This window comes from Streptomyces sp. NPDC051636, assembly GCF_044453765.1.
Taxonomy (GTDB): Bacteria; Actinomycetota; Actinomycetes; order Streptomycetales; family Streptomycetaceae; genus Streptomyces.
On record NZ_JBITDA010000004.1, the window covers coordinates 175,095 to 199,427 of the forward strand.

The window sequence follows — 24,333 nt, forward strand, 5'->3', positions numbered from 1 at the left end:
TGCTGAATTCCGCTTCCTGGGCACTGAATCCGGTTCTGGTCCACGGTCTGTACGGCCACGGTCTACGGCACGCGGCGAGGGCCCCGGTCGCCGCTCCTCGGCGCGGTGCCACAGCCGTACGTCATCCGGTACCGAGTTCGCGGCAGGCCCGGTCGAACGTGTCGAGACAGCGCCGCCACGGGCCGGATGCGGTGGTGAAGTCCAGCAGGTGGGGCAGCAGTGCGGCGGAGAAGTCGGTGCTGGACTCCCGGGGCAGCAGGGACGGCAGGTTGTCGATGGCGATCAGGTCCAGCGGCGGTTCCTTGCGCAGGCGGCGCGCGGGCTCCGCCCAGTCCGTCGTACGGTCGTACACCGGCAGGACGTTCAGGGGCGAGCCGACGTCGCACGTGACGTCGCACAGAGTGCGCAGGCGGCGGTCCGGGGCGTCGAGGTCCGCCTCCCGCAGGAACGGTGGGACGGGGCTGGTGGCGAGCACCGCGTTGACCATCACGTCGTGGGCCAGCAACGCGCGGCGGTCCAGGTCGCGGGTCTCGGCCAGGTCCCAGCCGGTCGGCTCGGTCCCGGCGGCGGCGAAGGCGGCCCGCGCCCCACGGCCGCTGCGGCCCAGGGCGCCGATCACCAGCGCCGTGAACTCCGCGTCCCCGGCGGCCGGCCGCAGGACCTCGTCCAGTTCCTCCTTGGAGGTGGGCGTCAGCGGTGCCGCCAGTCTGCCCCGCTGCTGGAGCACGGCCAGGGCCGCGCCGAGGTATCCCGCCCAGTAGCCGAAGGCGGCCAGGCGACGCCCGCCCTCGTCCACCAGGTACTCCAGGTCGAGGAGCGCCCCTCCCCCGGCCGCGAAGCGGCGCAGCAGGGCGGCCGCCCCGGGCTGCCGTTTGTAGGCGTGCCCGAAGAAGATGTGACGGTGGACCAACTCCCCGGGCCGGTCGGGAAGTTCCTTCAGTCCCAGGATCACGGCATCCGGGGGCGCCGACACCCACGAGCCGGCCGGGACGACGCGGGCGCCCACCGCCTCGTACTCCTCGGCCGGGAAGATCCGCTGCTCGGAGCTCTCGACGGTCAGTGTCACCCCGGCCTCGACCAGGCGCCGGGCATCGGAGGGGACGACCGGGGTGCGGCGTTCCGTCGTACGGTCCTCGTGGCGCAGCCACAGGTGGAGCTCGGTCATACCGGGTTGGCCTCCGGGCGCGGGGCGTCGGCCGCGAAACGGCCGGCGCGCAGGGGACGGACGTCCAGGAAGGGTACGCGGCCCGGGTACGGGTCGCGGACGACCTCGCCGTCGGGGCCCCCGCTCGAGCGAACCCGAGAGTACCGGCGGTGCGGCGCCCGGTCCCGGAGAGGAAGAGGACGGCCTCGGTCGTTGCCTCTTCCTGTCCGGGTCTTTCGGGCCCGTGTTCAGGACAGGTGCGCGACGGCGTCCAGATGGGGCAGGTGGTGGTCCAGCCGCTCCCGCTTGGTCCGCAGATAGGTGATGTTGTTCTCGCACGGCGGAATCAGCAGCGGCACCTGCTCGGCGACCTGGATGCCGTGGCGGAGCAACGCCTCCCGCTTGCGCGGGTTGTTGGACATCAGGCGTACCGAGTTCACACCGAGGTCCTGCAGTATCCCGGCGGCGACGCCGTAGTCGCGGGCGTCGACGGGCAGCCCGAGGGCGAGGTTCGCCTCCACGGTGTCCAGGCCCTCCGCCTGCAGGGCCATCGCGCGCAGCTTGGCGAGCAGGCCGATGCCGCGGCCCTCGTGCCCTCTCAAGTAGACGACGATGCCGCTGCCTTCGGCGACGACCGCGCGCAGCGCCGAGGCCAGCTGGTCGCCGCACTCGCAGTGCTGGGAGCCGAACGCGTCGCCGGTCAGGCACTCCGAGTGCAGCCGGGTGAGCACGTCGTCGGAGCCGATGTCGCCGTAGACCAGGGCCACTTGCTCGTCGCCGCGGTCGTGGTCCAGGTAGCCGACCGCCTGGAAATTCCCGTACACCGTGGGCAGTGGCGCATTCACGACGCGTTCCACACCCGTGCGCTGCGGGGACTTCTTGCCGAGTACGCCGATTTTTTCTGTCATGATCTGATTCCTAAAACAGAGACGAAAGGCCGTGAAGAAATGAGTGGTTCGGGCGCGGGTGGGGCGACGTTCGGTACATGGGGCCTGGTGCCGGCGGACACCACGGAAGAAGTACGGGCGCGGGCGGCGGACGTCTCAGCACAGGTCGCCGTCCTTCCCGTCGGCAGTTTCGAGCAGCACGGCCCCTTTCTTCCGCTGGCGACGGACACACTGGTCGCCTGTGCCATCGCCCGGGAGATCGCCGCGGCGTACCCGGTGCACCTCCTGCCCCCGGTGACCATCTCCTGCTCGCACGAGCACGCGGCCTGGCCGGGGACCGTCAGTATCTCCTCGGTGACCCTCCATGCGGTGGTGCGGGACATCGCGGCGTCGCTGCGCCGCTCGGGCGTCGAGGCGCTCGTCGTGGTTAACGGGCACGGGGGAAACTACGTGCTGGGCAACGTCGTTCAGGAGGCTTCCGCGCGCGGGGAGCGGATGGCGCTGTTCCCGGCCGCGGAGGACTGGGAGACGGCGCGGGAGCGGGCCGGGGTGCTCACCTCGCTGCTCACCGACATGCACGCCGGAGAAATCGAGACCTCCATTCTGCTGCACGCTCATCCCGAATACGTCCGTCCTGGTTACGAGTCCGCCGATTTCACCGCTGACGACCGCCGTCATCTGCTCACCGTGGGAATGTCCACCTATACCGAATCGGGCGTCATCGGCCGTCCTTCCCTGGGATCGGCGGAAAAGGGGAAGGAACTGCTGGCGAGCCTCGTCGAATCCTTCGGCGCGTACGTGGAGTTGCTCACCTCGCGGGACGGGGATTCCGCGAGCGCGCGCGGGTAGCTTCCGCGGAGTCCGGTGTACCAGCGGGCGACGAGGACGAGCGCGCCGGGCAGGGCGGCCACGAAGCTGAGCACGCCGTACACCACGGCGACGGCCAGTCCGCTGCTCGCGCCCAGCCCGGCGGCGCCGAAGGCCCAGGCGGTGGCGCCTTCCCGGGGGCCGAAGCCGCCGACGTTCAGCGGCAGGCCCATGGCGAGCAGGGCGAGCACCGCGAGCGGGAGCAGCACCGGTACGGAGGCGCCGGAGCCGGCGACGCGGGCCGCGACGACGAACATGGCCAGGTGTCCGGCCAGGACGACGGCGGAGGACAGGGCGATGCCGGGCCCGTCGCGGCGCGACAGCAGCGCCTGGCGGGCCTGACCGAGGCCGGTGCGCAGGGCGCCTCGGCGGGAGCGGTTCATGCGGACGGCGAGGGCGACGGCAAGCGCGCCCGCCGCGGCGAGCGCCGCCGGCGGCGCGAAGCTGCGGGCCTCGTCCCGGACCGGCGAGGGCAGCGTCAGCAGCACCGCTCCGCCGGCCACGGCCAGCGCGACCTGCCCCGCGACCCGCTCCAGTACGACCGCCCGTACGCCGCGCCCCATGTCACCGGCGCTCCGCCCGTGCCGCACCGCCCGGTGCACGTCGCCGAGGACGCCGCCGGGCAGGGCCGCGTTCAGGAACAGCGCCCGGTAGTAGTCGGCCACGGCTGCCCCCAGCGGCAGCCGGATCCCGAGGCCGCGGGCCACCAGTTGCCACCGCCAGGCGCTGAACACGGTGGTGACGACGCCGATCCCCAGCGCCGCGAGCAGCGTCGCCGCGTCGATGCGCCGCAGCCCGTCCAGGAACACGCCCGTACCCAGCCGCCACAGCAGCAGGGCGAGGATGACCACTCCGGCGACCGTGCCGAAGTGCGTGCGCACGGCGGGGGTGTTGAGGCTGGCGAGGAGGGAGCGGGGGGTGGTGAGGGGGGTGGCCGCGGAGGCCGGCACCTGCACGCGCATCGCCACCGCCTCCGGTGTACCCGCGGGCGTGCCCGTGGTCCTGCGCACGCGTGCGCGTGCGGTCGTCGTGGGCTTCACGCGCGCGTGCGTGGCCGCACGGGCGTTACGCGGCTTCGTGGCACCGGGCGCCTGCGCGGTCCTGGCAGCGCCGGGGCGCACGGTCATGACGGCGCCCGGCCGCGTGCTGCGGGCGCCGGCCACGCGGGTCGTCCTGGCGCTCGCCGGGCGCACGGTCCCGGCGCCCCCCGTGTGCCGGGTCCCGGCGCTCACGAGGAGCCGCCCGTCGGCCGGGGCAGCGCCAGCAGGTCGCTGTGGTGGACGGTGACCCGCAGGTCGCCGGAGGCGCAGGCGGCCAGGCGGCCTTCGAGGTAGCGGTCGGCGCGCTCGCGCAGGCCGGGGCGCTGTTCGACGGCGGCGCCGACCCAGCCGCGCAGCCACTGGGCAGTCAGCTCGGCGTCGTCCGGGCCGAGCCGCCAGGGGCTCGGGGTGACCCGTACGGTCGCGCCGCGTTCGCCGAAGACCTCGCAGGCGACGGTGACCGCGTCGGGGCCGAGCATGCCGGTGCGCCGCTGGTGGGCGTTGAACGCCTCCGCGATCTCGGCGTCCAGCGGGTCGGCGGGGGCGAGTTCGACGCGTCCGACGACGGACAGGGTGAGCAGCGCCGGGCACCCGGCGCCCGCGCAGGCGTCGGCGAGCGCCTCGACCTCCTCGCGGGTGAGGACGTCGAGCAGCGCGGAGGCGGTCACCAGGGAGGCGCCGGCCAGGGCGTCCGGGGTGAGCCGGGCGACGTCGGCGCGCCGGGTCTCCACGGTGACCCGGCTGCCGTCGGCGGCGGCATGCGGCGAGGCGGCGGCGGCGAAGTGCAGCAGGTAGGGGTCGCGGTCGTGCAGGATCCAGTGCTGGGCGCCGTCCAGGCGCGGCGCGAGCCAGCGGCCCATCGAGCCGGTGCCGCAGCCCAGGTCGTGCACGACCAGACCGCCGGCCCGGCCCGGCAGGTCGGCCAGCCGGATCCGCAGCGGGTCGAGCAGGTCGAGCGCCCGGGCGGCCCCGTCGGCCCCTTCCCGCAACTGCAGCCACTCGGGCGCGTAGCGGGGCGCTTCGTCCGTCCCGGCGTCCCTCAGCCGTACGGTGGCCCGCTCGCCCGGCCGGACGACGGGGCCGGCCCCGGCGATCGCGCCGGAGGGACCGGGCTCGCCGGCCGCGGAGGCGCCTTGCGGTGCGGGGTGTGTCATGGTCGTCGCCGCCTTCGCTGCCGCGTCCGGCACGGCACTGGGGCCGGGCTGCGCGGGAAACCCGTTGGTCGTCGTGGTCGTACGGCTCATGCCGCCCTCCGGGGTTCGTCGGGGAGCCGCAGCAGGACTCCGGCCAGGCTGCGGGCGGTGGCCGCCCATCCGTCGAGGGCGGCGCGGCGGCTGCGCGCGGCGGCCTTCAGGCGGCGGCGGACGTCGGCCTCGCCGAACCAGCCGCGCAGTTCGGCGGCGAGGGCGGCGGGGTCCTCCGGCGGGACGAGGATGCCGGGCACGCCGCCGTCGGGGGCGCGGCCGACCGCCTCGGGCAGCCCGCCGACATCGGTGGCCAGCACCGGGATGCCGCGCGCGAGGGCCTCGGTGACCGCCATGCCGTAGGTCTCGGCGTAGGAGGTGAGGACCATCAGGTCGGCGGCGGCGTAGCTGGCGTCGAGGTCGGCGCCGGAGCGCGGGCCCGCCAGGTGCAGCCGGCCGGTCAGACCGTGCTGCTGGATCAGGTCCCGCAGATGGGCGACGTACTCGGGGTCCTGGTTCAGGCCGCCCACGCACTCGCAGGTCCACGGCAGGTCCCGTACCGCCGCCAGGGCTTCCACCAGCCGGTGCTGGCCCTTGCGGGGGGTCACCGCGGCCACGCACAGCAGGCGGGAGACGCCGTCGGTGCCGGGGGCGAGGGGGGCGATGTCCGCGCCGGGGGCGGCGACGTGCACCCGGTCGGGGGCGAGGCCGTGGTGGGAGACGAGGCGGCGCACCGCCCAGTCGCTGGTGGCGATCACCGCGGGCACCGCGCGCAGCACCGCCCGTTCGCGGGCGTCCAGGTCGGCGGCGACGGACGGCTCGAGGCCGGTCTCGTCACCGAGCGGCAGGTGGACGAGGACGGCCAGGCGCAGCCGCTCGGCCTCGGGGACGACGATCTCGGGGACGCCGCAGGCGACCAGCCCGTCCAGCAGGACCACCGCGCCGTCGGGCAGTTCCCGCAGGGTGCGGGCGAGCGCCTCGCGGGCGGCGGCGCCCGGGCGGGGCCAGCCGCCGTCCACGGGGTGCTTGGTGACCTGCCAGCCGAAGCCGGGCAGGTCCAGGCAGACGCGCCGGTCGTAGGCGTTGCCGCCGCTGGGGGTGGCCGGGTCGTCGACGCCGCCCGGCAGGACGAAGTGCACGGTGCGCAGGGACATGGGGATGATCCCGACCTGGTTCAGGGCCTCGCGCTGGACGGGCACGTAGGCGAGAGACGACGGGCCGTCGACGGGCGCCCGCTCGATGGTCGTGTCGGTCACAGGGCACGCTCGTAACTCGCCCAGGCGACGTGCGACTCGTGCAGGGTGACCGTGATGCCCGCGAGTCCCCTGGCGCCCTCGCCGAGGGCGCCCTTGTGGACGCGTTCGGCGAGCCGGTCGGCGATGACCCTGGCGAGGAACTCGGTGGAGGTGTTGATGCCGGCGAAGTCGGGCTCGTTGTCGAGGTTGCGGTAGTTCAGCTCGCTCACCACGGCCCCGAGTTCCTGGGTGGCCAGTCCGATGTCGACGACGATGTTGTCGTCGTCCAGCTGCTCGCGCCGGAACGTGGCGTCCACCAGGAAGGTGGCGCCGTGCAGCCGCTGGGCGGGCCCGAACACCTCGCCGCGGAAGCTGTGGGCGATCATGATGTGATCGCGGACGGTGATGCTGAACAACGGACGACCCTCCAGGTGCGGCGCGTCTGGCTCCCCCACGGTTCCCTGCCGGGGGATGCCGTGTAGTACGGCTCTTCGCTTCCCCGTGTTCAGTCGTTCCTCACTCTTTTCTCAGGTCAGGCGCTCTTGCCTGCCGCCCGGTCGTCCGGGATTGAACGGGTCCGTCAGGCGTTGCCGGCGTACCGCACCCGGTGGCACAGCGCCGGGATCCGTCCGGAGGCGAGTTCGGGCAGTACGTCGGGGAGTTCGTCGAAGGCGGACTCGCCGGTGATGAGCGCGTCCAGGGCGGGGTCGGCGAGCAGGTCGAGGGCGAGGGCGAGCCGGTCGGCGTAAGTGCGGCCGGGGCGGGCCGGGGAGACGGTGCCGACCTGGCTGCTGCGCACGGTCAGCCGCCGGGAGTGGAAGGCCTCGCCGAGCGGGAGGGCGATGCGCCGGTCGCCGTACCAGCTCAGTTCGACGACGGTGCCTTCGGCGGCGAGGAGTTCCAGCGACCGGGTCAGGCCCGCTTCGGTGGCGCTGGCATGGACGACCAGGTCGCAGTCGCCGTGGGCGTCCTCGGGCGAGGCGAAGCCCACGCCCAGGGCCTCTGCGGTCTTCGCGCGCGTGGGGTCGGCGTCGACGAGTTGCAGCCGGACGCCGGGGAAGCGGGCCAGCAGGGCGGCGACCGAGCAGCCGACCATGCCGCCGCCGACCACGGCGATCCGGTCACCGACCAGGGGGGCCGCGTCCCACAGGGCGTTCACGGCCGTCTCCACGGTCCCGGCGAGCACGGCCCGTTCGGCGGGCACGTGCTCGGGCACCACGGTCACGGCGCTCGCCGGGACGACGTACCGGGTCTGGTGCGGATACAGGCAGAAGACCGTACGGCCGACCAGCGCCCGGGGTCCCTCCTCGACGACGCCGACGCTGAGGTAGCCGTACTTCACCGGCCCGGGGAAGTCGCCCTCCTGGAACGGCGCCCGCATCGCGCCGTACTGGCTCTCGGGGACACCGCCGCGGAAGACGAGCGTCTCGGTGCCCCGGCTCACTGCGGAGTACAGCGCCCGTACCAGCACCTCTCCCTCGGACGGCTCCGCGAGGGTCACGTCGCGGATCTCGCCGTACCCCGGTGAGCGAAGCCAAAACGCGCGGGCCGAGTGGTTCATCCGCGTCCTCCTGAACGATCGGGAAGTTGTTCACGTACCGAGGTGTGCACAGGGAGATGTGCACAGGCCGCGCACAGTACGCGGCGTTGATCGACTCTGTCACTCGGCCGGAGGATGTGCGGTGGCCCTGAACAACACGTACGACGCGAGGCTGGTCCAGCAGGAGACCGCTGTGGGAGCGGGCGTTCAGATCCTGCTGCTGGCCCTGCTGGGCTCGGCGATCGGCATGGGGCCGGCCGGCTGGCTGACGGGCCTGGTGTTCGCGATCGCCACCTGGGCGGTGCTCTCCCGGGCACTGCACCGCTCCCGGCTGAGCTCCTTCGGCCCCGCCAACCGCGTCACCCTCGGCCGGGCCACCCTGGTCGGCGGGGTGACCGCACTGGTCGCCGACTCCTTCGAGAGCTCCCCGCCGGTCACCCTGCTGGTCGGCCTGACCGCCGTCGCCCTGATCCTGGACGGCGTCGACGGCAAGGTCGCCCGCCGCACGGGCACGTCGACGGCGCTGGGTGCCCGCTTCGACATGGAGGTCGACGCGTTCCTGATCCTGGTGCTGAGCGTGTACGTGGCCACGCAACTCGGCCCGTGGGTGCTGCTGATCGGCAGTATGCGGTATGCGTTCGTCGCCGCCGCCCGCGTCCTGCCCTGGCTGAACGCGCCCCTGCCGCCGTCCTTCGCCCGCAAGACGGTCGCCGCGCTGCAGGGCATCTGCCTGCTGCTGGCCGGCGCCGAACTGCTGCCGCACACGGCCAACCTGGCTGTCGCACTGCTGGCGTTGGGCTCACTGCTGTGGTCGTTCGGGCGGGACGTGCGGTGGCTGTACCGGACGTCCAGGACCAGCCCGGTGCTGCCCGTCGAGGAACTGCTGGAGCCCGCGCTGCGGTGAACCTGCCCGGCATGCGGGCGGAAGGGCCCCGGACCATCGACTGGTCGGGGGCCCTTCGCCTGTGCGGTGTCTCCTTGCGGTGCTACGAGCGTGCGGACCGGCCGCGTACGAGGGCGAAGGCCGCCGCCGCGAGGCCCAGCACACCGACGACCAGACCCGCGATGCCCAGGCCGCGCGCCGTGGAGTCGCTGCCGGACGCGGCCGGCTTGGTGCTGCCGGAGCTCTCCGTGCTCGTGGCCGCGGTCGTCTCGGCGGTGCTGTCGCCTTCCTCGGCACCCTTGGCGGTGAGCTTGAGCACGGGCGCCGGGTTCTCCGGCTCGTCCGCGCCCTTCTGGGGCTGCTCGATCCAGCGGGCCGTCCTGCCGTCGGAGTACGTCTGGAGGGTCTTGAAGGTCAGCTGGTCCGTGTCGTCGGGCAGTTGACCGAAGGCGATGTCGAAGTCCTCGTAGTGACCGGCGGTGATCTTGCCGCCGGTGAAGGTGACCTCGGAGACGGCCTCGGTGATGGTGCCGTCGTCGGTCTTGACCGGCGTCTTGAGCTTGGTGGTGGTCACCTTGGCGCTCCAGCCGTCCCGCGGGGAGACGAGGACACCGAGGACGGGGTGGTCGGTGGGCAGGAACACCTGCACCTTGGTGGTGGCGGCGCTGTCCTCCTCGTTGGGCACGCGGAAGGTGAGCACGCCGTCGGTGGCCCCCGTGGCGTAGCTCTCGGGGTGAACGGTGACGTGTGCGGAGGCGGCGCCCGCGGCGGTGAGGACACCGGCTGCGGCGAGGGCGGTGACGAGACCGGAGCGGCGCGCGCTCCTGGACAGGCTTGTGGGCATGGGTGAGTGGATCTCCGTACGTACTGAAGGTGTATGGGGGTCAGATCGGGTACGGGATCCGGGCCGGGGGTCCGCGCCGGCTCACCGCGTGCCGCAGCGGGAGCAGGCGGGGCGTTTCCGGGTCGGCCGGGGCGCGCAGGGGGCCGTCAAGGGGTGCGGGCAGAGGGCCGTCCCGCCACCAGGCCGCGAGGCCGGGCACCAGCGCGACCGCCCGGCGCAGCAGGGAGAACAGGGCGGCCTCGCCGCGCCTGAGCCACCAGGAGGCGACCAGGGCGGCGAGGACATGGGCGGCCGTGGCGTGCGCGGTCACCGCGTGCGGGCGGGTCGTGTCGGCCATGGCGTGGCCGTGCATGGCGGCCAGGGCTGTCCCGGACTCAGGCATCGCGCGGTGGGCCGCGTCGAAGGCGACGTGCAGGCCCGCCTGGGTGGCGAGCATGGCCGCGCCGATCCCGGGCAGGGCCCGCTCCCGCCCGCCGAGCAGCCAGCCGAGCGTGAACACGCCGAGGAACGCGGCGGCGTCGGCCCGCACCGGCGGCATGTCGCCCATGGCCAGCCCGTGCCCGGCGGCAGCCAGCAGCACGCACACCGCGGCGAACACCGCGGCACGCAGGGTGCGTACGGCCGGGGACGGGGTCATGGTGAGGGATCCTGCCACGCAGCGGGGATACGTGTGCCGGCGATGCCCTGTTCAGTAATCCTCTACTCGATGCCCGTCGCGTCGATCAGCCGGACCAGGTCGTCGCGGGGCAGCCGACAACCCTGGCCCGGTGGACGGCCCTCAGCAGTACGACCTGCGGCAGCGCGGCGGCGCTCTCGGCGAGGGTGTCCTTCAGGACGGCGTTCGACGGGGAGTTGAACGCGGGGGCGGCCTGGGCGGACTTCACGGGCGGGACAGTGCTGTACGCCGTGTTGAGGATCTTCTGTTCCGCGTCGCTGGTCAGGAACTTCACGAACTCCGTGGCGCCGTCGAGGTTGTGGCTGTTCTTGAAGACGGCCAGGTTGATGCCCGCGACCATCGAGTTGGTCCGGGTGCCGGTGCCGGGGGTGCCGGACTGCACGGGCACGGGGGCGATGCCGTACTCGTCCTCGCTCATGCCCTGCGACTTGAGGTTGGCGGCCGCGGACTGCCACAGCAGCATCGCCTGCCTGCCCTTGGCGAAGTCGCTCACGGACTGGTTCTGCGCGTATTCGGCGTCGCCGGTCGGGATGACCTTGTCCTTGGCCATCAGGTCCACGTACTGCTTCACCGCGGCGACCACGCCGTCACTGGTGAAGTCGGGCTTGCCGTCGGCGGTGAAGAAGTCGGCGCCGTGCTGCTTGGCGAAGACGAAGACGTGGTGGATGTTCTCCGACACGTTCGAACCCTCGGCGCCGAGGGGCGACTTGCCCTTCCCGGATATCTTCCTGCCGGCGGCCAGTTCGTCCCAGGTGGCCGGGGGCTCGGTGATGCCGGCGTCGGCGAAGATCTCCTTGTTGTAGTAGAGCGCGTAGGCCATCGAGTACAGCGGTACGGCGGCCGGGTCCTTGCCCTCGGCACCCGTCGAGCCGAGCGCCGAGCCGACGAAGCCGTCCCTGCCGCCGATCTTGGCGAAGTTCTTTGCGTCCCAGGGCAGCAGCGCACCGGTGGCCTGTAGGGAGGCGCTCCAGGTGTTGCCGATGTTGAGGACGTCGGGGCCCTGGCCGGAGGTGACCACCGTGAGGATCCGGTTCAGCAGGTCCGACCAGGGCACGACCTCCAGCTTCACCTTGATGCCCGTCTGCTTCTCGAACTTGTCGAGCTCGGGCTGGAGGACCTTCTTGTCGACGGCGATGCTCGCGCCCTGGTTGGAGGCCCAGTACGTGAGCGTCTTCGGTGAGTCGCCGGACCCGCCGCCGGTCGACGAACCGCCTCCGCAGGCTGAGACGGCGAGGGCGAGAGACAGGGTGACGGCGCCTACGGCCGCGGCTCGGATGCTGCGCATGGCTGGCTGATATCCCTTCAAGCTAATGCACTCACGACTTAATTTAGGTCGTGAGTTAACCTCGCGCGATGAACACGTCAAGACTTTGGACACCACTCGTCGAACTCCGGCACGCCTCTTGACGCATGCGTTCGGGCACCTGAAGCATTCCCCGGCAGGAGAGCGCTCCCATCCTCCCCACCGTTCACTTCCTGAACAAGGAGAGCCGCCCCATGCCCGCTGTCTCCCCGGATTCCCCCGCGCCGAGAAGGCCCGCCCCGAGCCGCAGGACGGTGCTCGGCGTCGCCGCGGCGGCCCCCGCCCTGGCCGGGCTGTCGTCATCGCCCGCCTCCGCCGCCCCGTCGGGAAGGCGCCCCCGCGCCCTGCCCGGCGGCGGCGACCTCGGCCCGAACGTCCTCGTGTTCGATCCGTCGACGCCGGACATCCAGGCCAGGCTGGACGACGTGTTCCGGCAGCAGGAGTCGGCCCAGTTCGGCACCGGCCGCTACGCGCTGCTGTTCAAGCCGGGTACGTACCACGGCCTCAACGCCCAGCTCGGCTTCTACACCTCCATCGCCGGCCTCGGCCTCTCCCCCGACCACACCACGATCAACGGCGACGTCACGGTCGACGCCGGCTGGTTCAACGGCAACGCCACGCAGAATTTCTGGCGTTCGGCGGAGAACCTCGCCCTCGTTCCCGCGAACGGCACCAACCGCTGGGCCGTCGCCCAGGCGGCCCCGTTCCGCCGGATGCACGTACGCGGCGGCCTCAACCTCGCTCCCTCGGGCTACGGTTGGGCCAGCGGCGGCTACATCGCCGACAGCCGCATCGACGGCCAGGTCGGCCCGTACTCGCAGCAGCAGTGGTACACGCGGGACAGCGTGATCGGCAGCTGGCTCAACGGCGTGTGGAACATGGTGTTCTCCGGCGTGGAGGGCGCCCCCGCGCAGAGCTTCCCGAACCCGCCGTACACCACACTCGACACCACCCCCGTCTCCCGCGAGAAACCCTTCCTCCACCTCAACGGCGGCGAGTTCCACGTGTTCCTGCCGGCGAAGCGGACGAACGCCCGCGGCGTCACCTGGGGTAACGGCACACCCCGCGGCACGTCCCTGCCCCTGTCGCGGTTCTACGTGGCCAGGCCCGGCGTCACGGCGGCCACCCTCAACCAGGCGCTCTCGCAGGGACTTCACCTCCTGCTGACCCCGGGCATCTACCACGTGGACCAGCCGGTCCGGGTGAACCGCGCCAACACCGTGGTGCTGGGCCTGGGTTACGCGACGATCGTCCCGGACAACGGCGTCACCGCCCTGAAGGTCGCCGACGTCGACGGCGTACGCCTCGCGGGCTTCCTCGTCGACGCGGGCCCGGTCAACTCCCCGACGCTGCTGGAGATCGGTCCGCCCGGCGCGGCGCGGGACCACTTCGCCAACCCGACCACCGTGCAGGACGTCTTCGTCCGCATCGGCGGCGCCGGCGCGGGCCGGGCCACCACCAGCATGGTGATCAACAGCCGGCACACCATCGTCGACCACACCTGGGTGTGGCGCGCCGACCACGGCACCGGCGTCGGCTGGGAGACCAACCGCGCCGACTACGGCGTGGTCGTGAACGGCGACGACGTCCTGTGCACCGGCCTGTTCGTCGAGCACTTCAACAAATACGACGTGCAGTGGTACGGGCAGCGGGGCCGCACGGTCTTCTTCCAGAACGAGAAGGCGTACGACGCCCCGAACCAGGCCGCGGTCCAGAACGGCCCGGTGAAGGGCTACGCCGCCTACAAGGTCGGCGACGCCGTCACCGCCCACGAGGGCTGGGGCCTGGGCAGCTACTGCTACTACAACGTCGACCCGGCCATCGTGCAGCACAGCGGCTTCGCCGCGCCCAACCGGCCTGGCGTGCGCTTCCACAACCTGCTCGTGGTCTCGCTCGGCGGCAGCGGCCAGTACGAGCACGTGATCAACGACACCGGGTCGCCGACGTCCGGCACGTCGACGACACCCTCCACGGTGGTGTCGTACCCCTGACGGCCCCGGATCGTGCCACGCCTGTGCGCAGGCGTGGCACGATCCGCGCGAGGGCGTCGCGGCTACCGCGCCGGGGCCGCCGCCGGGGCGGGGGCGTAACCGGAGGGCCGGGCGGTGAAGGTGCCCCGGCCCTGCGTCCGGCTGCGCAACCGGGTCGCGTAGCCGAACAGTTCGGCCAGCGGCACGGTGGCGGTGAGAACCGCCGCGCCGCCGCGCGTCTCGGAGCCCGTGACCCGGCCGCGCCGCGCCGCCAGGTCGCCGAGCACACCGCCGACGGCCGCCTCGGGCACGGTGACCGTGACCTCGGCGACCGGTTCCAGCAGGGCCATCGCGCACGCCCGCAGGGCCTCGCGCAGCCCCAGCCGGCCGGCCGTGCGGAACGCCGTCTCCGAGGAGTCCTTCACATGCGTCGACCCGTCGGTCAGCGTCACCCGCAGCCCGGTCACCGGATGACCGCCGAGCGGCCCCTCGACCAGGGCCTCCCGGCAGCCGGCCTCCACCGCACGCACGTACTCCTGCGGCACCCGGCCGCCGACCACGGCCGACCGGAACTCGACACCGGTGGCCCCGGGTTCGGCCGCGAGCGGCTCGACATCGAGCACGACATGGGCGAACTGGCCTGCCCCGCCGTCCTGTTTGACGTGCCGGAAGACCAGCCCGGACACCCCGCCGACGACGGTCTCCCGGTACGTCACCCTCGGACGGCCGACGGTGACCTCCGGCCCGCCGTCGCGGCGGATCTTCTCCACCGCGACCTCCAGGTGGAGTTCACCCATGCCCGACAGCACCCTCTGACCGGTCTCGGGGTCCGTACGCACCACCAGCGACGGGTCCTCCTCGGCCAGCCGCGCCAGCGCCGACGCCAGACGGCCGGTGTCGCAGCTCCGGCGGGCCTCGACCGCCACGGACACCACCGGGTCGGCGACCACGGGCGGCTCCAGGACGAGCGGAGCGGCCGGATCGCACAGGGTGGTACCGGCGCGGGCGGACTTCAGACCGACCACCGCGACGATGTCCCCGGCGACCGCCCGGTCCAGCTGGGCGTGCCGGTCGGCCGTCACCCGCAGGATCCGCGCGACCCGCTCAGTGCGACGCGTGCCCGGGTCCCACACGGTGTCTCCCTTCTCGATCGTGCCCGAATAGACACGGACGTACGTCAGCCGTCCGGTGGCGGTCGCGTTCACCTTGAACGCCAGCGCGGCGAGCGGGGCCTGCGGGTCGGCGGGGCGGAGCTCCTCGGCACCGTCGTACGTCCCGCGTACGGCGGAGACGTCCAGCGGGGACGGCAGGTACGCCACGACCGCGTCCAGGAGCGGTTCGATCCCGCGGTTGCGGTAGGCCGAGCCGCAGAGCACGACCAGGCCGTCGCCGGTGCGGGTCAGGTCGCGGAGGGCGGTGAGGAGGGTGCGCGTGGATACGGTCGACGGGGGCGTGCATACAGTCGGCACCATCGTGGATCCGACCGATGCGTCGATCGTCGACAGGCCGACGGTCGGCTGCATACAGAATTCCTCCATCGCCGCCGGATGCAGTTCGGCCACTGCCTCCTCCAGCGCCCGGCGCCGCCGCCACGCCTCCTCCCGCAGCGTCTCCGGCACCGGCCCCTCCTCGACCGTGTCGCCGCCGTCGGCCCAGACCAGCGCCCGCATGCGCACCAGGTCGACGACCCCGGTGAAGGCGTCCTCCGTGCCGATCGGCAGTTGCACGACGAGCGGGGCCGGGTGCAGACGGTCCCGGATCGACGCGACGGCCGTGTCGAGGTCGGCGCCCGCCCGGTCCAGCTTGTTGACGAAGGCGATCCGCGGTACGCCGTGCCGGTCCGCCTGCCGCCACACCGACTCGCTCTGCGGCTCGACCCCCGCCACGGCGTCGAACACCGCGACCGCGCCGTCGAGGACGCGCAGCGAACGCTCGACCTCGTCCGCGAAGTCGACGTGGCCCGGCGTGTCGATCAGGTTGATCCGGTGGCCGTCCCAGGCGCAGCTCACCGCGGCGGCGAAGATGGTGATGCCCCGGTCGCGCTCCTGGGGGTCGAAGTCGGTGACGGTCGTGCCGTCGTGGACCTCGCCGCGCCGGTGCGTGGTGCCGGTCGCATACAGGATCCGTTCGGTGACGGTGGTCTTGCCGGCGTCGACGTGCGCCAGGATGCCGAGGTTGCGGACGGCGGTCGACGGGGTGACGGAGTGAGGACGGGGTGCGGTGCGCATGGCCCGATGCCTTTCGCATGGCTACGGAATGGGGCAGCGCGATTCCCGGGCAGGCGAAAACCTTCCGACCGCCACTAGGAGGTCGTCGGTGGCCGCCGAGGCGACGGATGGGGTGTGCGGAAACGGAAACGTCAGCCGTGTGCCACGGAGTTCCGGTGCCGGCCGCGCTGCGGGCACCGGGCGGACGAGGACACGAGGATCACCTCGTACCGGGAACGGGGAACGACGACGGCGGCGTGATCACGCACGGCCCGGCTCCCCTCACTCGTCGACTCGTCACGAACGGCACGCCGTCCAGCGGTGGCGGCGCGCGACGCATCGTGAGTGTAGGGAAGGCGACCGGTCCGGAGCACGGGATTTTTTCGGCACCGGTTATCGCCGAAGCTCCCGAACAGGCGGGAGAAATCCAGGAGATTCCCCTTCCACACCGTTTCTCCGTACTCTTCCGGGAATTCCTTCCACCGGCCCGACATTTTCAGGACATTCATCCGACAGGCATCCGGCAACTTCAGGGCGGCGGCGGCGCGTTGTCACACCGGGCGCACCGGATGAAGGTGGCGGCACGGGAAGGACTCCCCCGCACCCGCGCCTGTCCGAAAAGCGATGGTCGTACGTCGCTCGCAGAACACCGGCGGGCGATGACCGGAAAACCGGTCGCCCGGTCACCACGGCGGTGATCGCACGCCCGGCACACGGCAGTTAGGCCACGACGCTCCGGAGAGCGGTGACCGGGGCGGCCGTCGATGCCCGGTGTTCCCGGGTCGGCGAACGCCGGGTGCCGATCTCCGCCGCGTACCGGACATGGCCGAGAAGCCGGGATCCCCGCGCCCCGGCCCAGGCGCCGTCGCCGCCCTTGAGGCGGTGCGCGGGAGTGGCCGGTCGACGTCGTCCCGCTCCGCGAACAGACCTAATCTGTCGCACAGGGCAGCCTTGAAGTGATCACGGCAAGCGGATGGATTGGACTCGATTGGACACGCGCAAAACGAGGAAGACGAGGTTCGCCACGCTGCGCCGCGGCCCGATGATTCCGGCGCCCACCCTGGTACTGATCGCTGGAACGCTCTTCTCCCAGGTGGGTGACTCCCTCGCCTCCCTCGGCATGGTGCTGAGCGCGGCGGACCACGGCATCCGCTGGGGGGTCACGGAGGTCTTCCTCGCCGAGCTGATCCCCACCGTCCTTGCCGCCCCCCTCGTCGGGGCACTGGTGGACCGGCTCGGCGCCCGGTCGATGTGCCTGTGGGCACTGGCGGTTCAGTCGCTGTCCCTTGGTGTCGCCGCCGCCGTGGACGGCTTCCACCTGCGGGTGGCGCTGATCGCCCTGTCGGGACTGGCCGGTGTGGCATCGGTGACCGCCGGCTTCAAGATGCTGCCCGTGGTCGCGGGTGAGAAGCACACGGGACGGGCCAACAGCCTTCTCACCGCCGGGCTGTCGGCGGCCAGGCTGATCGGCCCGCCGCTGGCGGGTTTCCTGCACTCCGTGTCGGGCACCGCGTTCCTGCTCGGCGCCGACGCCGTGTCGTTCCTCGTGCTGGCCTGGTGCACGGCGCTGGCCGTCCCGCGCCGTACGGACGTGGTGATCGGACGCCGGCCCGCCGCGAAACTCTCGGACGGCTACCGCGCCCTGCGCGACGCCCCGGTGGTGGGCCTGCTGCTGCCCACTCTCGCGGCGGCGATGCTGGCCACCAGCGTCGAGACGGTGGCCGGCGTCTTCTATCTGAGGGACGTGGCCGACGGCAACGACACCCTCTTCGGGTTCTTCCTGGCGACCTGGGCACTCGGCAGCGTCCCCGGCGCGCTCCTGGCCGGCCGTGCGGACTGGTCTGCGCGGCACACGGCGCTCATCCTGGGCGGGGTGCTGGGCATCTCCGTCGCGCTGCTGTCCGCCGGGCTGCTGCCGGTGGCCGCGGTGATCTTCCCGTTGTTCCTGCTGGGCGGGTTCGGCAATGGTGTATGCAATGTCGGTCTACGGAATGCCGTACACAGCCAGGTGCCGGCCGAGGTGCACGGCAGCGCCTGGGCCTGCTACCAGGCCCTGTCGCGGATCTGCATCGGCCTGGGCTTCGTCCTGGGCACCCCCAACAGCCTCGTCTCCAGCCGCGGCCAGGTGATCCTCTCCGGCGCGGTCCCGCTGGCCTTCTCCCTGTGGGCGCTGCTGGGCCTGGCCCGCCGGGGTCAGCCGTTCCTCGACGAGTCCCCGGCCGAGATCCGCGAGGTCTCGGGCTGAGAGGCCGGAGGTGCCGGCAACGAAGTGGGACGGACAACGCGAAGGGTGCCGACCGGCAACCGGTCGGCACCCTTGTGAAAGTGTCCGAGGGGGGACTTGAACCCCCACGCCCGATAAAGGGCACTAGCACCTCAAGCTAGCGCGTCTGCCATTCCGCCACCCGGACCAGGTGTCTGCCGCCTTGCCGGGGGTCTCCCCGGCGGCGACATGGACAACAATACCAAGGTTTCGGAGTGCGTTTCACCTGCGTATCCGTCGTGTGGGCGGGACCGCGGGGGCCGGGCCAACCCCCGATCCCGCCCTTGTACACCGAGTGAACACCGCTTCACCTCCGGTAACCTACGGCGCCGCCCGTCACGGCAGGAGCCGGCAGTCCGGGACGTTCCCGGGCAGGCGCTCCCCGCGCGGCCCCTGGGTGAACGCGCGGACCAGGGCCTCGAGGCCGACGAAGGCACCCCCGCGCCGGCCGCCCTGTCGGTCACCGCCGCCGGCCTGGCCCGCGGCATCGCGGCGGACGGCCTGGGTGCTGGCGCCGCTGCTGCAGTTCGTGATCCCCTTCTGGCCGAACACGGCCCCGGCCACCGGGACGAGCGTACGGCCGCGACCCTGCGGATCCGGCTCGGCTGCCCGGACCCGGCGCACCTCGTGGAGCGGCGCGGACTGCTGCTGATCGTCGCGTTCGGTGAGCCGGTCATCTCCATCGGCGTCGCCATAGGCGAACTGCCCCCGCACCGGCCCCTTCGGCGGCGCGTTCCTGACGCCGACGCTCGCGGGCGGGGTCGCACTGTTCCTCGCCGGCGACGTGGCGTTCCGGAGGGCGATGCGTCTGCGTCCGGTGCGGCATCGCGCGATCGCCGCACCGGACGCCCTCACCGCCGGGCTGCTCGGCGTCCGGCTGTCGGCGGCCGTCGAACTCGTCGCGAGGCTCGCCGTGTTGGTGGCGAGCCGGCGGTGGAGGCCCGCTGGTGCGCGGCCGGGCCGGGGGTCCGGGACGTGGCGCGGGCATGAGGTCCTGACGGCCGGCCGTCAGGACTTGTCGCGCTCGTGGTACGACCGCCGGGTGTGCTCGGTGTGCTCGCGCATCACCCGGGTGGCGCGCTCCTCGTCACGGCGGGCGATGGCCTCGACCAGTTCCTCGTGCTCCTTCCAGGACTGCTCGCCGCGCGAGCGGACCACCGGCGTGTAGAGCCAGCGCACCCGGCGCTCGACCTGCCGGCCCAGCTCGGCGAGCACCGCGTTGCCCGACAACTCCATGATCCTGGCGTGGAAGACGCTGTTCAGGGCCACGGCCCCGGCCATGTCCCGGTTCGCGACGGCTGACCTTCCCCGGAGCAGCAGCTCGTCGAAGGCCGTGATGGCCTCGTCGTCCGCGTTCGCGGCGGCGAGGCGGGCCGCCTCGGCCTCCAGAAGCGTACGGACCGTCAGGAGCTGGTCGGCCTCCTCCTCGGTCGGCTCGTGCACGAAGGCGCCCTGGGCGGGCCGCAGATCGACCCAGCCCTCGGTGTTCAGCCGCTGCAGCGCCTCGCGCACCGGCTGCCGGGAGACCCCGAGATGCCCGGCGAGCTCACTTTCGACGAGGTGCTGGCCGGGCTGCAGCGCACGGGTGGTGATGAGTTCGAGCAGCGCCTCGTAGACACGGTCGCGCAGCGGGCCGGGCCGTTCGAGCTTGGGCACTGCTCCCTGCGGCAGTCCGGTCGACAGCATCGCGGTCCCCCTTCTCGGCACGCCGTCCGCCGTGGACGGTATGCGTTGCGTGTATGCAATAGGCGCCCGGTACCGATGTCATTCGTCTACAGTCTACGATCCACAGTCGCCGTAGACGGTGAGCCCGGGCGCGTGACTGGTGATCTCACGGGCACCGTACGACCTGCCCGGCATACGAGAGGTTGCCGCCGAAGCCGAACAGCAGGACCGGGTCGCCGCTGAAGAGCGCGCCGCGCTCGACCAGCTTGGACAGGGCGAGCGGAATGCTGGCGGCGGAGGTGTTGCCCGATTCGGTGACATCGCGGGCGACCACGGCGTTGACGGCGCCGATCTTCTCGGCCAGGGGTTCGATGATGCGCAGGTTGGCCTGGTGAAGGACGACACCGGCGAGTTCCTCGGGAGCGATCCCGGCCCGCTCGCACGCGCGGCGGGCGATGGCCGGCAGTCGCGTGGTGGCCCAGCGGTAGACGCTCTGCCCCTCCTGCGCGAACCGCGGCGGCGTGCCCTCGATCCGCACCGCGTGCCCCATCTCCGGCACCGACCCCCACAGCACCGGCCCGATCCCGGGCTCCTCCCCCGGCGCGCACGCCTCGACGATGACGGCCCCGGCCCCGTCCCCGACCAGGACGCAGGTGCTGCGGTCGGCCCAGTCGGTCACCTCGGACATCTTGTCGGCGCCGATCACCAGGGCGCGGCTCGCCGCGCCGGCGCGGACCGTGTGGTCGGCGGTGGCCAGTGCGTGGGTGAATCCGGCGCACACCACGTTGACGTCCATCGCGGCGGGCTCCGTGATGCCGAGCCGGGCCGCGACCCGGGCCGCGGTGTTCGGGGAGCGGTCGATCGCCGTGGAGGTGGCGACCAGGACGAGGTCGATGTCGCCGGGGGCGAGGCCCGCCGCCGCGAGGGCCTTGGCGGCGGCGTGCGCGGCCAGTTCGTCGACCGGCTCGTCGGGGCCGGCGATGTGCCGGGTGCGGATGCCCACGCGACTGCGGATCCACTCGTCACTGGTGTCGACCATGCCCGCCAGGTCCTCGTTGGTCAGCACCCTGGCGGGCTGGTGGTGGCCGATGGCGGTGATGCGCGAGCCGTTCAACTGGGATCCCCCTCGTTGCCGTGGATAGCGGGATGCACCAGTCTGCGCAGTGACTCACGGGTACGGCGGCAGGTGAAGCGACAGCAATCGGGCGCCCGTGTTGTCGGCTTCCGTCAGACCCTCGGACGCCGGAGCATTCACCCGGTGAACAATTGCGTCGCCTTCTGTACCGGGCTCGCAGAGCGCGTACCCAGCGGCGCGGCCACCCACAGCCACGCGAAGGCGATGAGCCCGGGCGGTAGGCCGGGGCAGGGAGCCGTGAACGGTGCGGGGCGACCGCATCGGTGAACGGTATACCGAATGCGGCGAACGGCCGGCCCACGACCGTTCGTCAGGTGCACTCCATGCTGTAGACAATTCGTCGTCAGCAATCCGGCACTGCCGGGTGGCCTGCACCCGCACGCTGCGCGTGCAGGACAATGAGATCGTGAGGTCACCTCGCCGCACGACAACCCGGTTGCCTACGGCAACCTCTGCATCAAGGGCCGTTTCGGCTACCAGCACGTACAGAACCGGGGCTGATCAGGACATGGGACGAGTCACGGAACGACGCAAGGTGATCCGCATCCGCGACGGGGCGGTCTCTGCCCGTCCGGACACGCTCGTGGCCGAGGAGCCCCTGGAGATCAGGCTCAACGGCAAACCGCTCGCGATCACGATGCGCACGCCGGGCGACGACTTCGCGCTGGCCGCGGGGTTCCTGGTGAGCGAGGGAGTGCTGGCCGCCGCAGGCGATCTGCTGAATATCGTCTACTGCGCGGGTGCGGCGGTCGACGGTTCCAACACCTACAACGTGGTGGACGTCAGGACCGCACCGGGCGTCGTGCTCCCCGACTTCACCCTGGAGCGGAACGTCTACACCAGTTCCTCGTGCGGGCTGTGCGGCAAGGCGAGCCTGGACGCGGTCCGTACGACGGCCCGCTGGCCCATCGCCGACACTCCCCCGCTCCGCGTCGCACCCGAGCTCCTCGCGAGCCTCCCCGACCGGCTGCGGGCCGCCCAGCGGGTGTTCGACCGCACCGGTGGGCTGCACGCGGCGGCCCTGTTCTCCGAGGACGGGGAGTTGCTGGACGTCCGGGAGGACGTGGGCCGGCACAACGCGGTCGACAAGCTGGTCGGCCGGGCGCTGCAGAACGGGGACCTGCCGCTGCCCCGCACCATCCTGCTGGTTTCCGGCCGGGCATCCTTCGAGCTGGCGCAGAAGGCCGTGATGGCCGGCATCCCGGTGCTGGCGGCGGTCTCGGCGCCGTCCTCGCTGGCGGTGGACCTGGCCACCGAGACCGGGCTGACCCTGGTGGGATTCCTGCGCGGCAGTTCCATGAACGTGTACGCGGGCGAGGACCGCATAGCTCTGCGGGCCGCGACCGCCCGGCAGTCGGCAGGCGGATAGCCGACGGCCGGCAGTCGGTATCCCGTCATCGTCGACAGGAGCCCGGCCCGGCGGCGACTCAGCCGGCCGCGAACCGCACCTGCTCCGTGCGTACCACCGTCCCCAGCCGCGGAAAGTCCAGCGTGACCGAGGCCTCGTGCTCGGCGGCGGTGAAGGCGGCCATGGCGTCCTCGACGAAGACGAGGTCGTAGCCGAGGTCGGCGGCGGCGCGGGCGGTCGACTCGACACCGAGGTTGGTGGCGACGCCGCCGAACACCAGGGTGGTGACGCCGCGCCGGCGCAGCCGGGCATCGAGGTCCGTGCCGTGGAAGGCACCGATCGTCCGCTTCACGATCTCCAGGTCGCCGTCCTGGAGCAGGCCGGCCGCCAGTCCGCTGCCGGGCGGCTGTTCGGTGACGCCGGGGCGCTCGACACGGACGAGCGCGACGGTTGCGCCGGCCGAGCGGAAGGCGGCCGTCAAGTGCTCGGCGGCGATGAGGACTTCGGTTCCCTTGTGGGGCTCCAGAGGCAGCGCGACGATGCGGTCCATCAGGTCGACGAGGACGAGGGCGGTGCGCGCCGGATCGAGGGCGTCGGGTGCGGTCATGACGGAACGTTAACCGCCGTCAGCGGTCCGTACCGGAAATCCGGATCAACAAGGTCATGAACTGGTCCCGTTCGGCCGCTGACAGCGGGGCGAGCAACGCGTCGTTCGCCTCCCGGGCCGCCTTCTCGCAGCGGGTGAGCAGCCCAGCGCCCTCGTCGGTGAGGGAGACCGCGTTCTTGCGGCGGTCCCTGGGGTCCGGTGCGCGAACGACGAGGCCCGCGGCCTGCAGGTCATTGAGGACGCCCACCAGGTCCTTGGGGTCGAGCCCGATGCCGCGCCCGAGGTCGGCCTGGGCGACGGGGGCGAGGTCCCGGACGGCGGAGAGCACCACGTGGTGCCACATCTTCATGCCCTGCGCCGCGAGCGCCTCGGCGACCAGGGCCCGGCCGCGGGCGGCCGCCCGGCCGAGGAGCCAGCTGGGAAGGGAACGGATGGCGGGGAGGGGGGCTTCGGCCATGGTGGCAGCGTACCGAAGGATCATTGGACTTCCCAATGAACCTCCACTACCGTTGGGCTCCCCAACGAGTTCATAGATTTCCCCCACGTGGGGCCGCGACCCCCTCGAACCTTCTGGAGGTGCTGCGATGCGTCGCATCCGGTACGAGTTCCCCGGCGGCCCCCTGTTCCTCGAGGACGCCCCCGTCCCCGAGCCCGGTCACGGCGAGCTGCTCGTGTGCGCCGAGGCGGTCGGAGTCACCCTGCCGGTCGTACGCAAGGTCACCGAGGCCGCCGAACCGATCCCGCTGGGGGGTGAGATCGCCGGGGATGTCGTGGCCGTCGGTGAGGGCGTCACCCGGTTCGGGGCCGGTGAGCGAGTGACGGGGCTGTGCTTCGGGCACGGGTACGCCGACTTCGCGATCCTGCACGAGGCGATGGCGTCTCCCGTGCCCGAGGCCGCCTCCGCCGTCGACGCGGTGGCGCTGGTCCGCAGCGGCCTGGTCGCACTGGGCGCCCTCGAGGCGGCGCGGCCCGAGCGGGGCGAGTCGGTTCTGGTCACCTCGGCGGCGAGCGGCGTCGGCCATCTCGCCGTGCAGTTGGCGCGGGTGCGGGGCGCGGCCCGGGTGGTGGGCGCCGTGTCCGACCCGGCCAAGGCGGACTTCCTCCGCTCCCTCGGCGCCGACGACGTCATTTCGTATGCCGACGACAGCTGGGGACATCCCGTCGACTACATACTGGATGCAGTCGGCGGCGACCTGCTCACGTCCGCGATAGCCGCGCTCGCCCCCGGCGGTCGGCTGGTGGCGTACAGCTCGGGTGGCGGGACGATCCAGGCCCACGACCTCCTCGTGGGTGCCAAGTCGGTGATCGGGTTCCAGATGGCGCGGATCGCCCGCGGGCGGCCGGACCTGTACGAGCGGTGGCGCCTCGAACTGTGGCGGCTGTTCGCGGACGGTGCGCTGAAACCCGCCGTGCACCGGGAGTTCGCGCTGGAGGACGCGGCCCGCGCCCACGAGGTCATCGAGTCGCGGAGCAACCTCGGCAAGGTGGTGCTGCGCCCCTGACGGTGCTGCGCCCCTGGCCCGCCCGGCCGCTCC

At 72.5% G+C, this 24,333-nt stretch carries 21 protein-coding genes, 1 tRNA gene and 4 pseudogenes; 8 read left to right on the forward strand and 18 right to left on the reverse strand.

Annotation, left to right across the window (positions count from 1 at the left end; all coding sequences use genetic code 11):
• Nucleotides 1–121: 121 nt before the first annotated feature.
• From ACIBBH_RS10400 to ribA, 3 genes and pseudogenes are all read right to left on the reverse strand, one after another.
• On the reverse strand, nt 122–1,165 hold the full coding sequence (locus ACIBBH_RS10400; RefSeq protein ID WP_399403829.1) for a saccharopine dehydrogenase: 1,044 nt from the start codon (nt 1,163–1,165) through the stop codon (nt 122–124).
• Nucleotides 1,162–1,275, reverse strand: a pseudogene (locus ACIBBH_RS10405) (FAD-binding oxidoreductase); the annotation flags it as partial. The pseudogene ACIBBH_RS10405 and the gene ACIBBH_RS10400, both read right to left, overlap by 4 nt.
• A gap of 117 nt (nt 1,276–1,392) precedes the next feature.
• Nucleotides 1,393–2,052, reverse strand: coding sequence for a GTP cyclohydrolase II (gene ribA, locus ACIBBH_RS10410; RefSeq protein ID WP_399403830.1), 660 nt, complete (start codon nt 2,050–2,052; stop codon nt 1,393–1,395).
• 39 nt (nt 2,053–2,091) lie between these two features.
• Here ribA and ACIBBH_RS10415 point away from each other — a divergent pair, with 39 nt between their 5' ends.
• Nucleotides 2,092–2,880 (forward strand): creatininase family protein, encoded by a 789-nt coding sequence (locus ACIBBH_RS10415; protein WP_399403831.1) that lies wholly within the window; start codon nt 2,092–2,094, stop codon nt 2,878–2,880.
• Between the two features lie 56 nt (nt 2,881–2,936).
• On the opposite strand, the pseudogene ACIBBH_RS10420 reads toward ACIBBH_RS10415, so the two are convergent.
• From ACIBBH_RS10420 to ACIBBH_RS10440, 5 genes and pseudogenes are all read right to left on the reverse strand, one after another.
• Nucleotides 2,937–4,025, reverse strand: a pseudogene (locus ACIBBH_RS10420) (lysylphosphatidylglycerol synthase transmembrane domain-containing protein); the annotation flags it as partial.
• Nucleotides 4,026–4,126: 101 nt separating this feature from the next.
• Nucleotides 4,127–5,182, reverse strand: a complete 1,056-nt coding sequence (locus ACIBBH_RS10425) for a class I SAM-dependent methyltransferase (protein WP_399403832.1) — start codon at nt 5,180–5,182, stop codon at nt 4,127–4,129.
• Complete coding sequence (locus ACIBBH_RS10430) at nt 5,179–6,378, reverse strand: glycosyltransferase family 4 protein (RefSeq protein WP_399403833.1); 1,200 nt, start codon at nt 6,376–6,378, stop codon at nt 5,179–5,181. The genes ACIBBH_RS10425 and ACIBBH_RS10430 overlap by 4 nt, the downstream gene beginning before the upstream one ends.
• On the reverse strand, nt 6,375–6,773 hold the full coding sequence (locus ACIBBH_RS10435; RefSeq protein ID WP_399403834.1) for a 6-pyruvoyl trahydropterin synthase family protein: 399 nt from the start codon (nt 6,771–6,773) through the stop codon (nt 6,375–6,377). The genes ACIBBH_RS10430 and ACIBBH_RS10435 overlap by 4 nt, the downstream gene beginning before the upstream one ends.
• Before the next feature lie 164 nt (nt 6,774–6,937).
• Nucleotides 6,938–7,918 carry a zinc-binding alcohol dehydrogenase gene (locus ACIBBH_RS10440; protein WP_399403835.1) on the reverse strand — a complete coding sequence of 327 codons (981 nt, stop codon included), beginning with the start codon at nt 7,916–7,918 and terminating at the stop codon, nt 6,938–6,940.
• A 121-nt stretch (nt 7,919–8,039) separates the two neighbouring features.
• On the opposite strand from ACIBBH_RS10440, the gene ACIBBH_RS10445 reads away from it, so the two are divergent.
• The gene (locus tag ACIBBH_RS10445) at nt 8,040–8,801 is read left to right on the forward strand and encodes a CDP-alcohol phosphatidyltransferase family protein (protein WP_399403836.1); all 762 of its coding nucleotides are present in this window, start codon (nt 8,040–8,042) and stop codon (nt 8,799–8,801) included.
• 82 nt (nt 8,802–8,883) lie between these two features.
• On the opposite strand, the gene ACIBBH_RS10450 is transcribed toward ACIBBH_RS10445, so the two are convergent.
• The 3 genes and pseudogenes from ACIBBH_RS10450 to ACIBBH_RS10460 all read right to left on the reverse strand — a co-directional run.
• Complete coding sequence (locus ACIBBH_RS10450) at nt 8,884–9,624, reverse strand: YcnI family protein (protein ID WP_399403837.1); 741 nt, start codon at nt 9,622–9,624, stop codon at nt 8,884–8,886.
• A gap of 40 nt (nt 9,625–9,664) precedes the next feature.
• Complete coding sequence (locus ACIBBH_RS10455) at nt 9,665–10,261, reverse strand: hypothetical protein (protein ID WP_399404033.1); 597 nt, start codon at nt 10,259–10,261, stop codon at nt 9,665–9,667.
• A 151-nt stretch (nt 10,262–10,412) separates the two neighbouring features.
• Nucleotides 10,413–11,585, reverse strand: a pseudogene (locus ACIBBH_RS10460) (ABC transporter substrate-binding protein); the annotation flags it as partial.
• A gap of 212 nt (nt 11,586–11,797) precedes the next feature.
• On the opposite strand from ACIBBH_RS10460, the gene ACIBBH_RS10465 reads away from it, so the two are divergent.
• Complete coding sequence (locus tag ACIBBH_RS10465; protein WP_399403838.1) at nt 11,798–13,594, forward strand: coagulation factor 5/8 type domain-containing protein; 1,797 nt, start codon at nt 11,798–11,800, stop codon at nt 13,592–13,594.
• Nucleotides 13,595–13,656: 62 nt separating this feature from the next.
• Here ACIBBH_RS10465 and ACIBBH_RS10470 read toward each other — a convergent pair whose 3' ends face one another.
• Nucleotides 13,657–15,801, reverse strand: coding sequence for an elongation factor G (locus ACIBBH_RS10470; RefSeq protein WP_399403839.1), 2,145 nt, complete (start codon nt 15,799–15,801; stop codon nt 13,657–13,659).
• Between the two features lie 155 nt (nt 15,802–15,956).
• On the opposite strand from ACIBBH_RS10470, the gene ACIBBH_RS10475 reads away from it, so the two are divergent.
• The gene (locus tag ACIBBH_RS10475; RefSeq protein WP_399403840.1) at nt 15,957–16,478 is read left to right on the forward strand and encodes a hypothetical protein; all 522 of its coding nucleotides are present in this window, start codon (nt 15,957–15,959) and stop codon (nt 16,476–16,478) included.
• A 290-nt stretch (nt 16,479–16,768) separates the two neighbouring features.
• Nucleotides 16,769–18,025: an MFS transporter gene (locus ACIBBH_RS10480; RefSeq protein WP_399403841.1), complete on the forward strand. Its 1,257-nt coding sequence runs from the start codon at nt 16,769–16,771 to the stop codon at nt 18,023–18,025.
• An 81-nt stretch (nt 18,026–18,106) separates the two neighbouring features.
• On the opposite strand, the gene ACIBBH_RS10485 is transcribed toward ACIBBH_RS10480, so the two are convergent.
• The 4 genes from ACIBBH_RS10485 to ACIBBH_RS10500 all read right to left on the reverse strand — a co-directional run bounded on the left by ACIBBH_RS10485 (nt 18,107) and on the right by ACIBBH_RS10500 (nt 20,822).
• Nucleotides 18,107–18,191: transfer RNA gene (locus ACIBBH_RS10485), tRNA-Leu, on the reverse strand.
• A gap of 188 nt (nt 18,192–18,379) precedes the next feature.
• Nucleotides 18,380–18,757 carry a hypothetical protein gene (locus ACIBBH_RS10490; protein ID WP_399403842.1) on the reverse strand — a complete coding sequence of 126 codons (378 nt, stop codon included), beginning with the start codon at nt 18,755–18,757 and terminating at the stop codon, nt 18,380–18,382.
• Nucleotides 18,758–19,051: 294 nt separating this feature from the next.
• The gene (locus ACIBBH_RS10495) at nt 19,052–19,729 is read right to left on the reverse strand and encodes a GntR family transcriptional regulator (RefSeq protein WP_399403843.1); all 678 of its coding nucleotides are present in this window, start codon (nt 19,727–19,729) and stop codon (nt 19,052–19,054) included.
• Between the two features lie 145 nt (nt 19,730–19,874).
• Nucleotides 19,875–20,822 (reverse strand): beta-ketoacyl-ACP synthase III, encoded by a 948-nt coding sequence (locus tag ACIBBH_RS10500; protein ID WP_399403844.1) that lies wholly within the window; start codon nt 20,820–20,822, stop codon nt 19,875–19,877.
• Nucleotides 20,823–21,201: 379 nt separating this feature from the next.
• Here ACIBBH_RS10500 and ACIBBH_RS10505 point away from each other — a divergent pair.
• Both ACIBBH_RS10505 and fdhD read left to right on the forward strand, forming a co-directional pair.
• Nucleotides 21,202–21,344 (forward strand): annotated as a pseudogene (locus tag ACIBBH_RS10505) (Fe-S-binding domain-containing protein); the annotation flags it as partial.
• Nucleotides 21,345–21,351: 7 nt separating this feature from the next.
• Nucleotides 21,352–22,212, forward strand: coding sequence for a formate dehydrogenase accessory sulfurtransferase FdhD (gene fdhD / locus ACIBBH_RS10510; RefSeq protein WP_399403845.1), 861 nt, complete (start codon nt 21,352–21,354; stop codon nt 22,210–22,212).
• A 58-nt stretch (nt 22,213–22,270) separates the two neighbouring features.
• On the opposite strand, the gene ACIBBH_RS10515 is transcribed toward fdhD, so the two are convergent.
• Nucleotides 22,271–22,798 carry an isochorismatase family protein gene (locus ACIBBH_RS10515; protein ID WP_399403846.1) on the reverse strand — a complete coding sequence of 176 codons (528 nt, stop codon included), beginning with the start codon at nt 22,796–22,798 and terminating at the stop codon, nt 22,271–22,273.
• 19 nt (nt 22,799–22,817) lie between these two features.
• Nucleotides 22,818–23,255: a MarR family winged helix-turn-helix transcriptional regulator gene (locus ACIBBH_RS10520; RefSeq protein WP_399403847.1), complete on the reverse strand. Its 438-nt coding sequence runs from the start codon at nt 23,253–23,255 to the stop codon at nt 22,818–22,820.
• 127 nt (nt 23,256–23,382) lie between these two features.
• On the opposite strand from ACIBBH_RS10520, the gene ACIBBH_RS10525 reads away from it, so the two are divergent.
• A complete protein-coding gene (locus ACIBBH_RS10525) occupies nt 23,383–24,300 on the forward strand; it encodes a zinc-binding alcohol dehydrogenase family protein (protein ID WP_399403848.1) in 918 nt (305 codons plus the stop codon).
• Nucleotides 24,301–24,333 lie beyond the last annotated feature (33 nt).

Excerpts from the sequence above, each read along its gene's own strand:
- ACIBBH_RS10400 (WP_399403829.1), bottom strand. The coding sequence starts at position 1,165 with ATGACCGAGCTCCACCTGTGGCTGCGCCACGAGGACCGTACGACGGAA.
- ribA (WP_399403830.1), bottom strand. The coding sequence starts at position 2,052 with ATGACAGAAAAAATCGGCGTACTCGGCAAGAAGTCCCCGCAGCGCACG.
- ACIBBH_RS10415 (WP_399403831.1), top strand. The coding sequence starts at position 2,092 with ATGAGTGGTTCGGGCGCGGGTGGGGCGACGTTCGGTACATGGGGCCTG.
- ACIBBH_RS10425 (WP_399403832.1), bottom strand. The coding sequence starts at position 5,182 with ATGAGCCGTACGACCACGACGACCAACGGGTTTCCCGCGCAGCCCGGC.
- ACIBBH_RS10440 (WP_399403835.1), bottom strand. The coding sequence starts at position 7,918 with ATGAACCACTCGGCCCGCGCGTTTTGGCTTCGCTCACCGGGGTACGGC.
- ACIBBH_RS10450 (WP_399403837.1), bottom strand. The coding sequence starts at position 9,624 with ATGCCCACAAGCCTGTCCAGGAGCGCGCGCCGCTCCGGTCTCGTCACC.
- ACIBBH_RS10455 (WP_399404033.1), bottom strand. The coding sequence starts at position 10,261 with ATGACCCCGTCCCCGGCCGTACGCACCCTGCGTGCCGCGGTGTTCGCC.
- ACIBBH_RS10465 (WP_399403838.1), top strand. The coding sequence starts at position 11,798 with ATGCCCGCTGTCTCCCCGGATTCCCCCGCGCCGAGAAGGCCCGCCCCG.
- ACIBBH_RS10470 (WP_399403839.1), bottom strand. The coding sequence starts at position 15,801 with ATGCGCACCGCACCCCGTCCTCACTCCGTCACCCCGTCGACCGCCGTC.
- ACIBBH_RS10495 (WP_399403843.1), bottom strand. The coding sequence starts at position 19,729 with ATGCTGTCGACCGGACTGCCGCAGGGAGCAGTGCCCAAGCTCGAACGG.
- fdhD (WP_399403845.1), top strand. The coding sequence starts at position 21,352 with ATGGGACGAGTCACGGAACGACGCAAGGTGATCCGCATCCGCGACGGG.
- ACIBBH_RS10515 (WP_399403846.1), bottom strand. The coding sequence starts at position 22,798 with ATGACCGCACCCGACGCCCTCGATCCGGCGCGCACCGCCCTCGTCCTC.
- ACIBBH_RS10520 (WP_399403847.1), bottom strand. The coding sequence starts at position 23,255 with ATGGCCGAAGCCCCCCTCCCCGCCATCCGTTCCCTTCCCAGCTGGCTC.
- ACIBBH_RS10525 (WP_399403848.1), top strand. The coding sequence starts at position 23,383 with ATGCGTCGCATCCGGTACGAGTTCCCCGGCGGCCCCCTGTTCCTCGAG.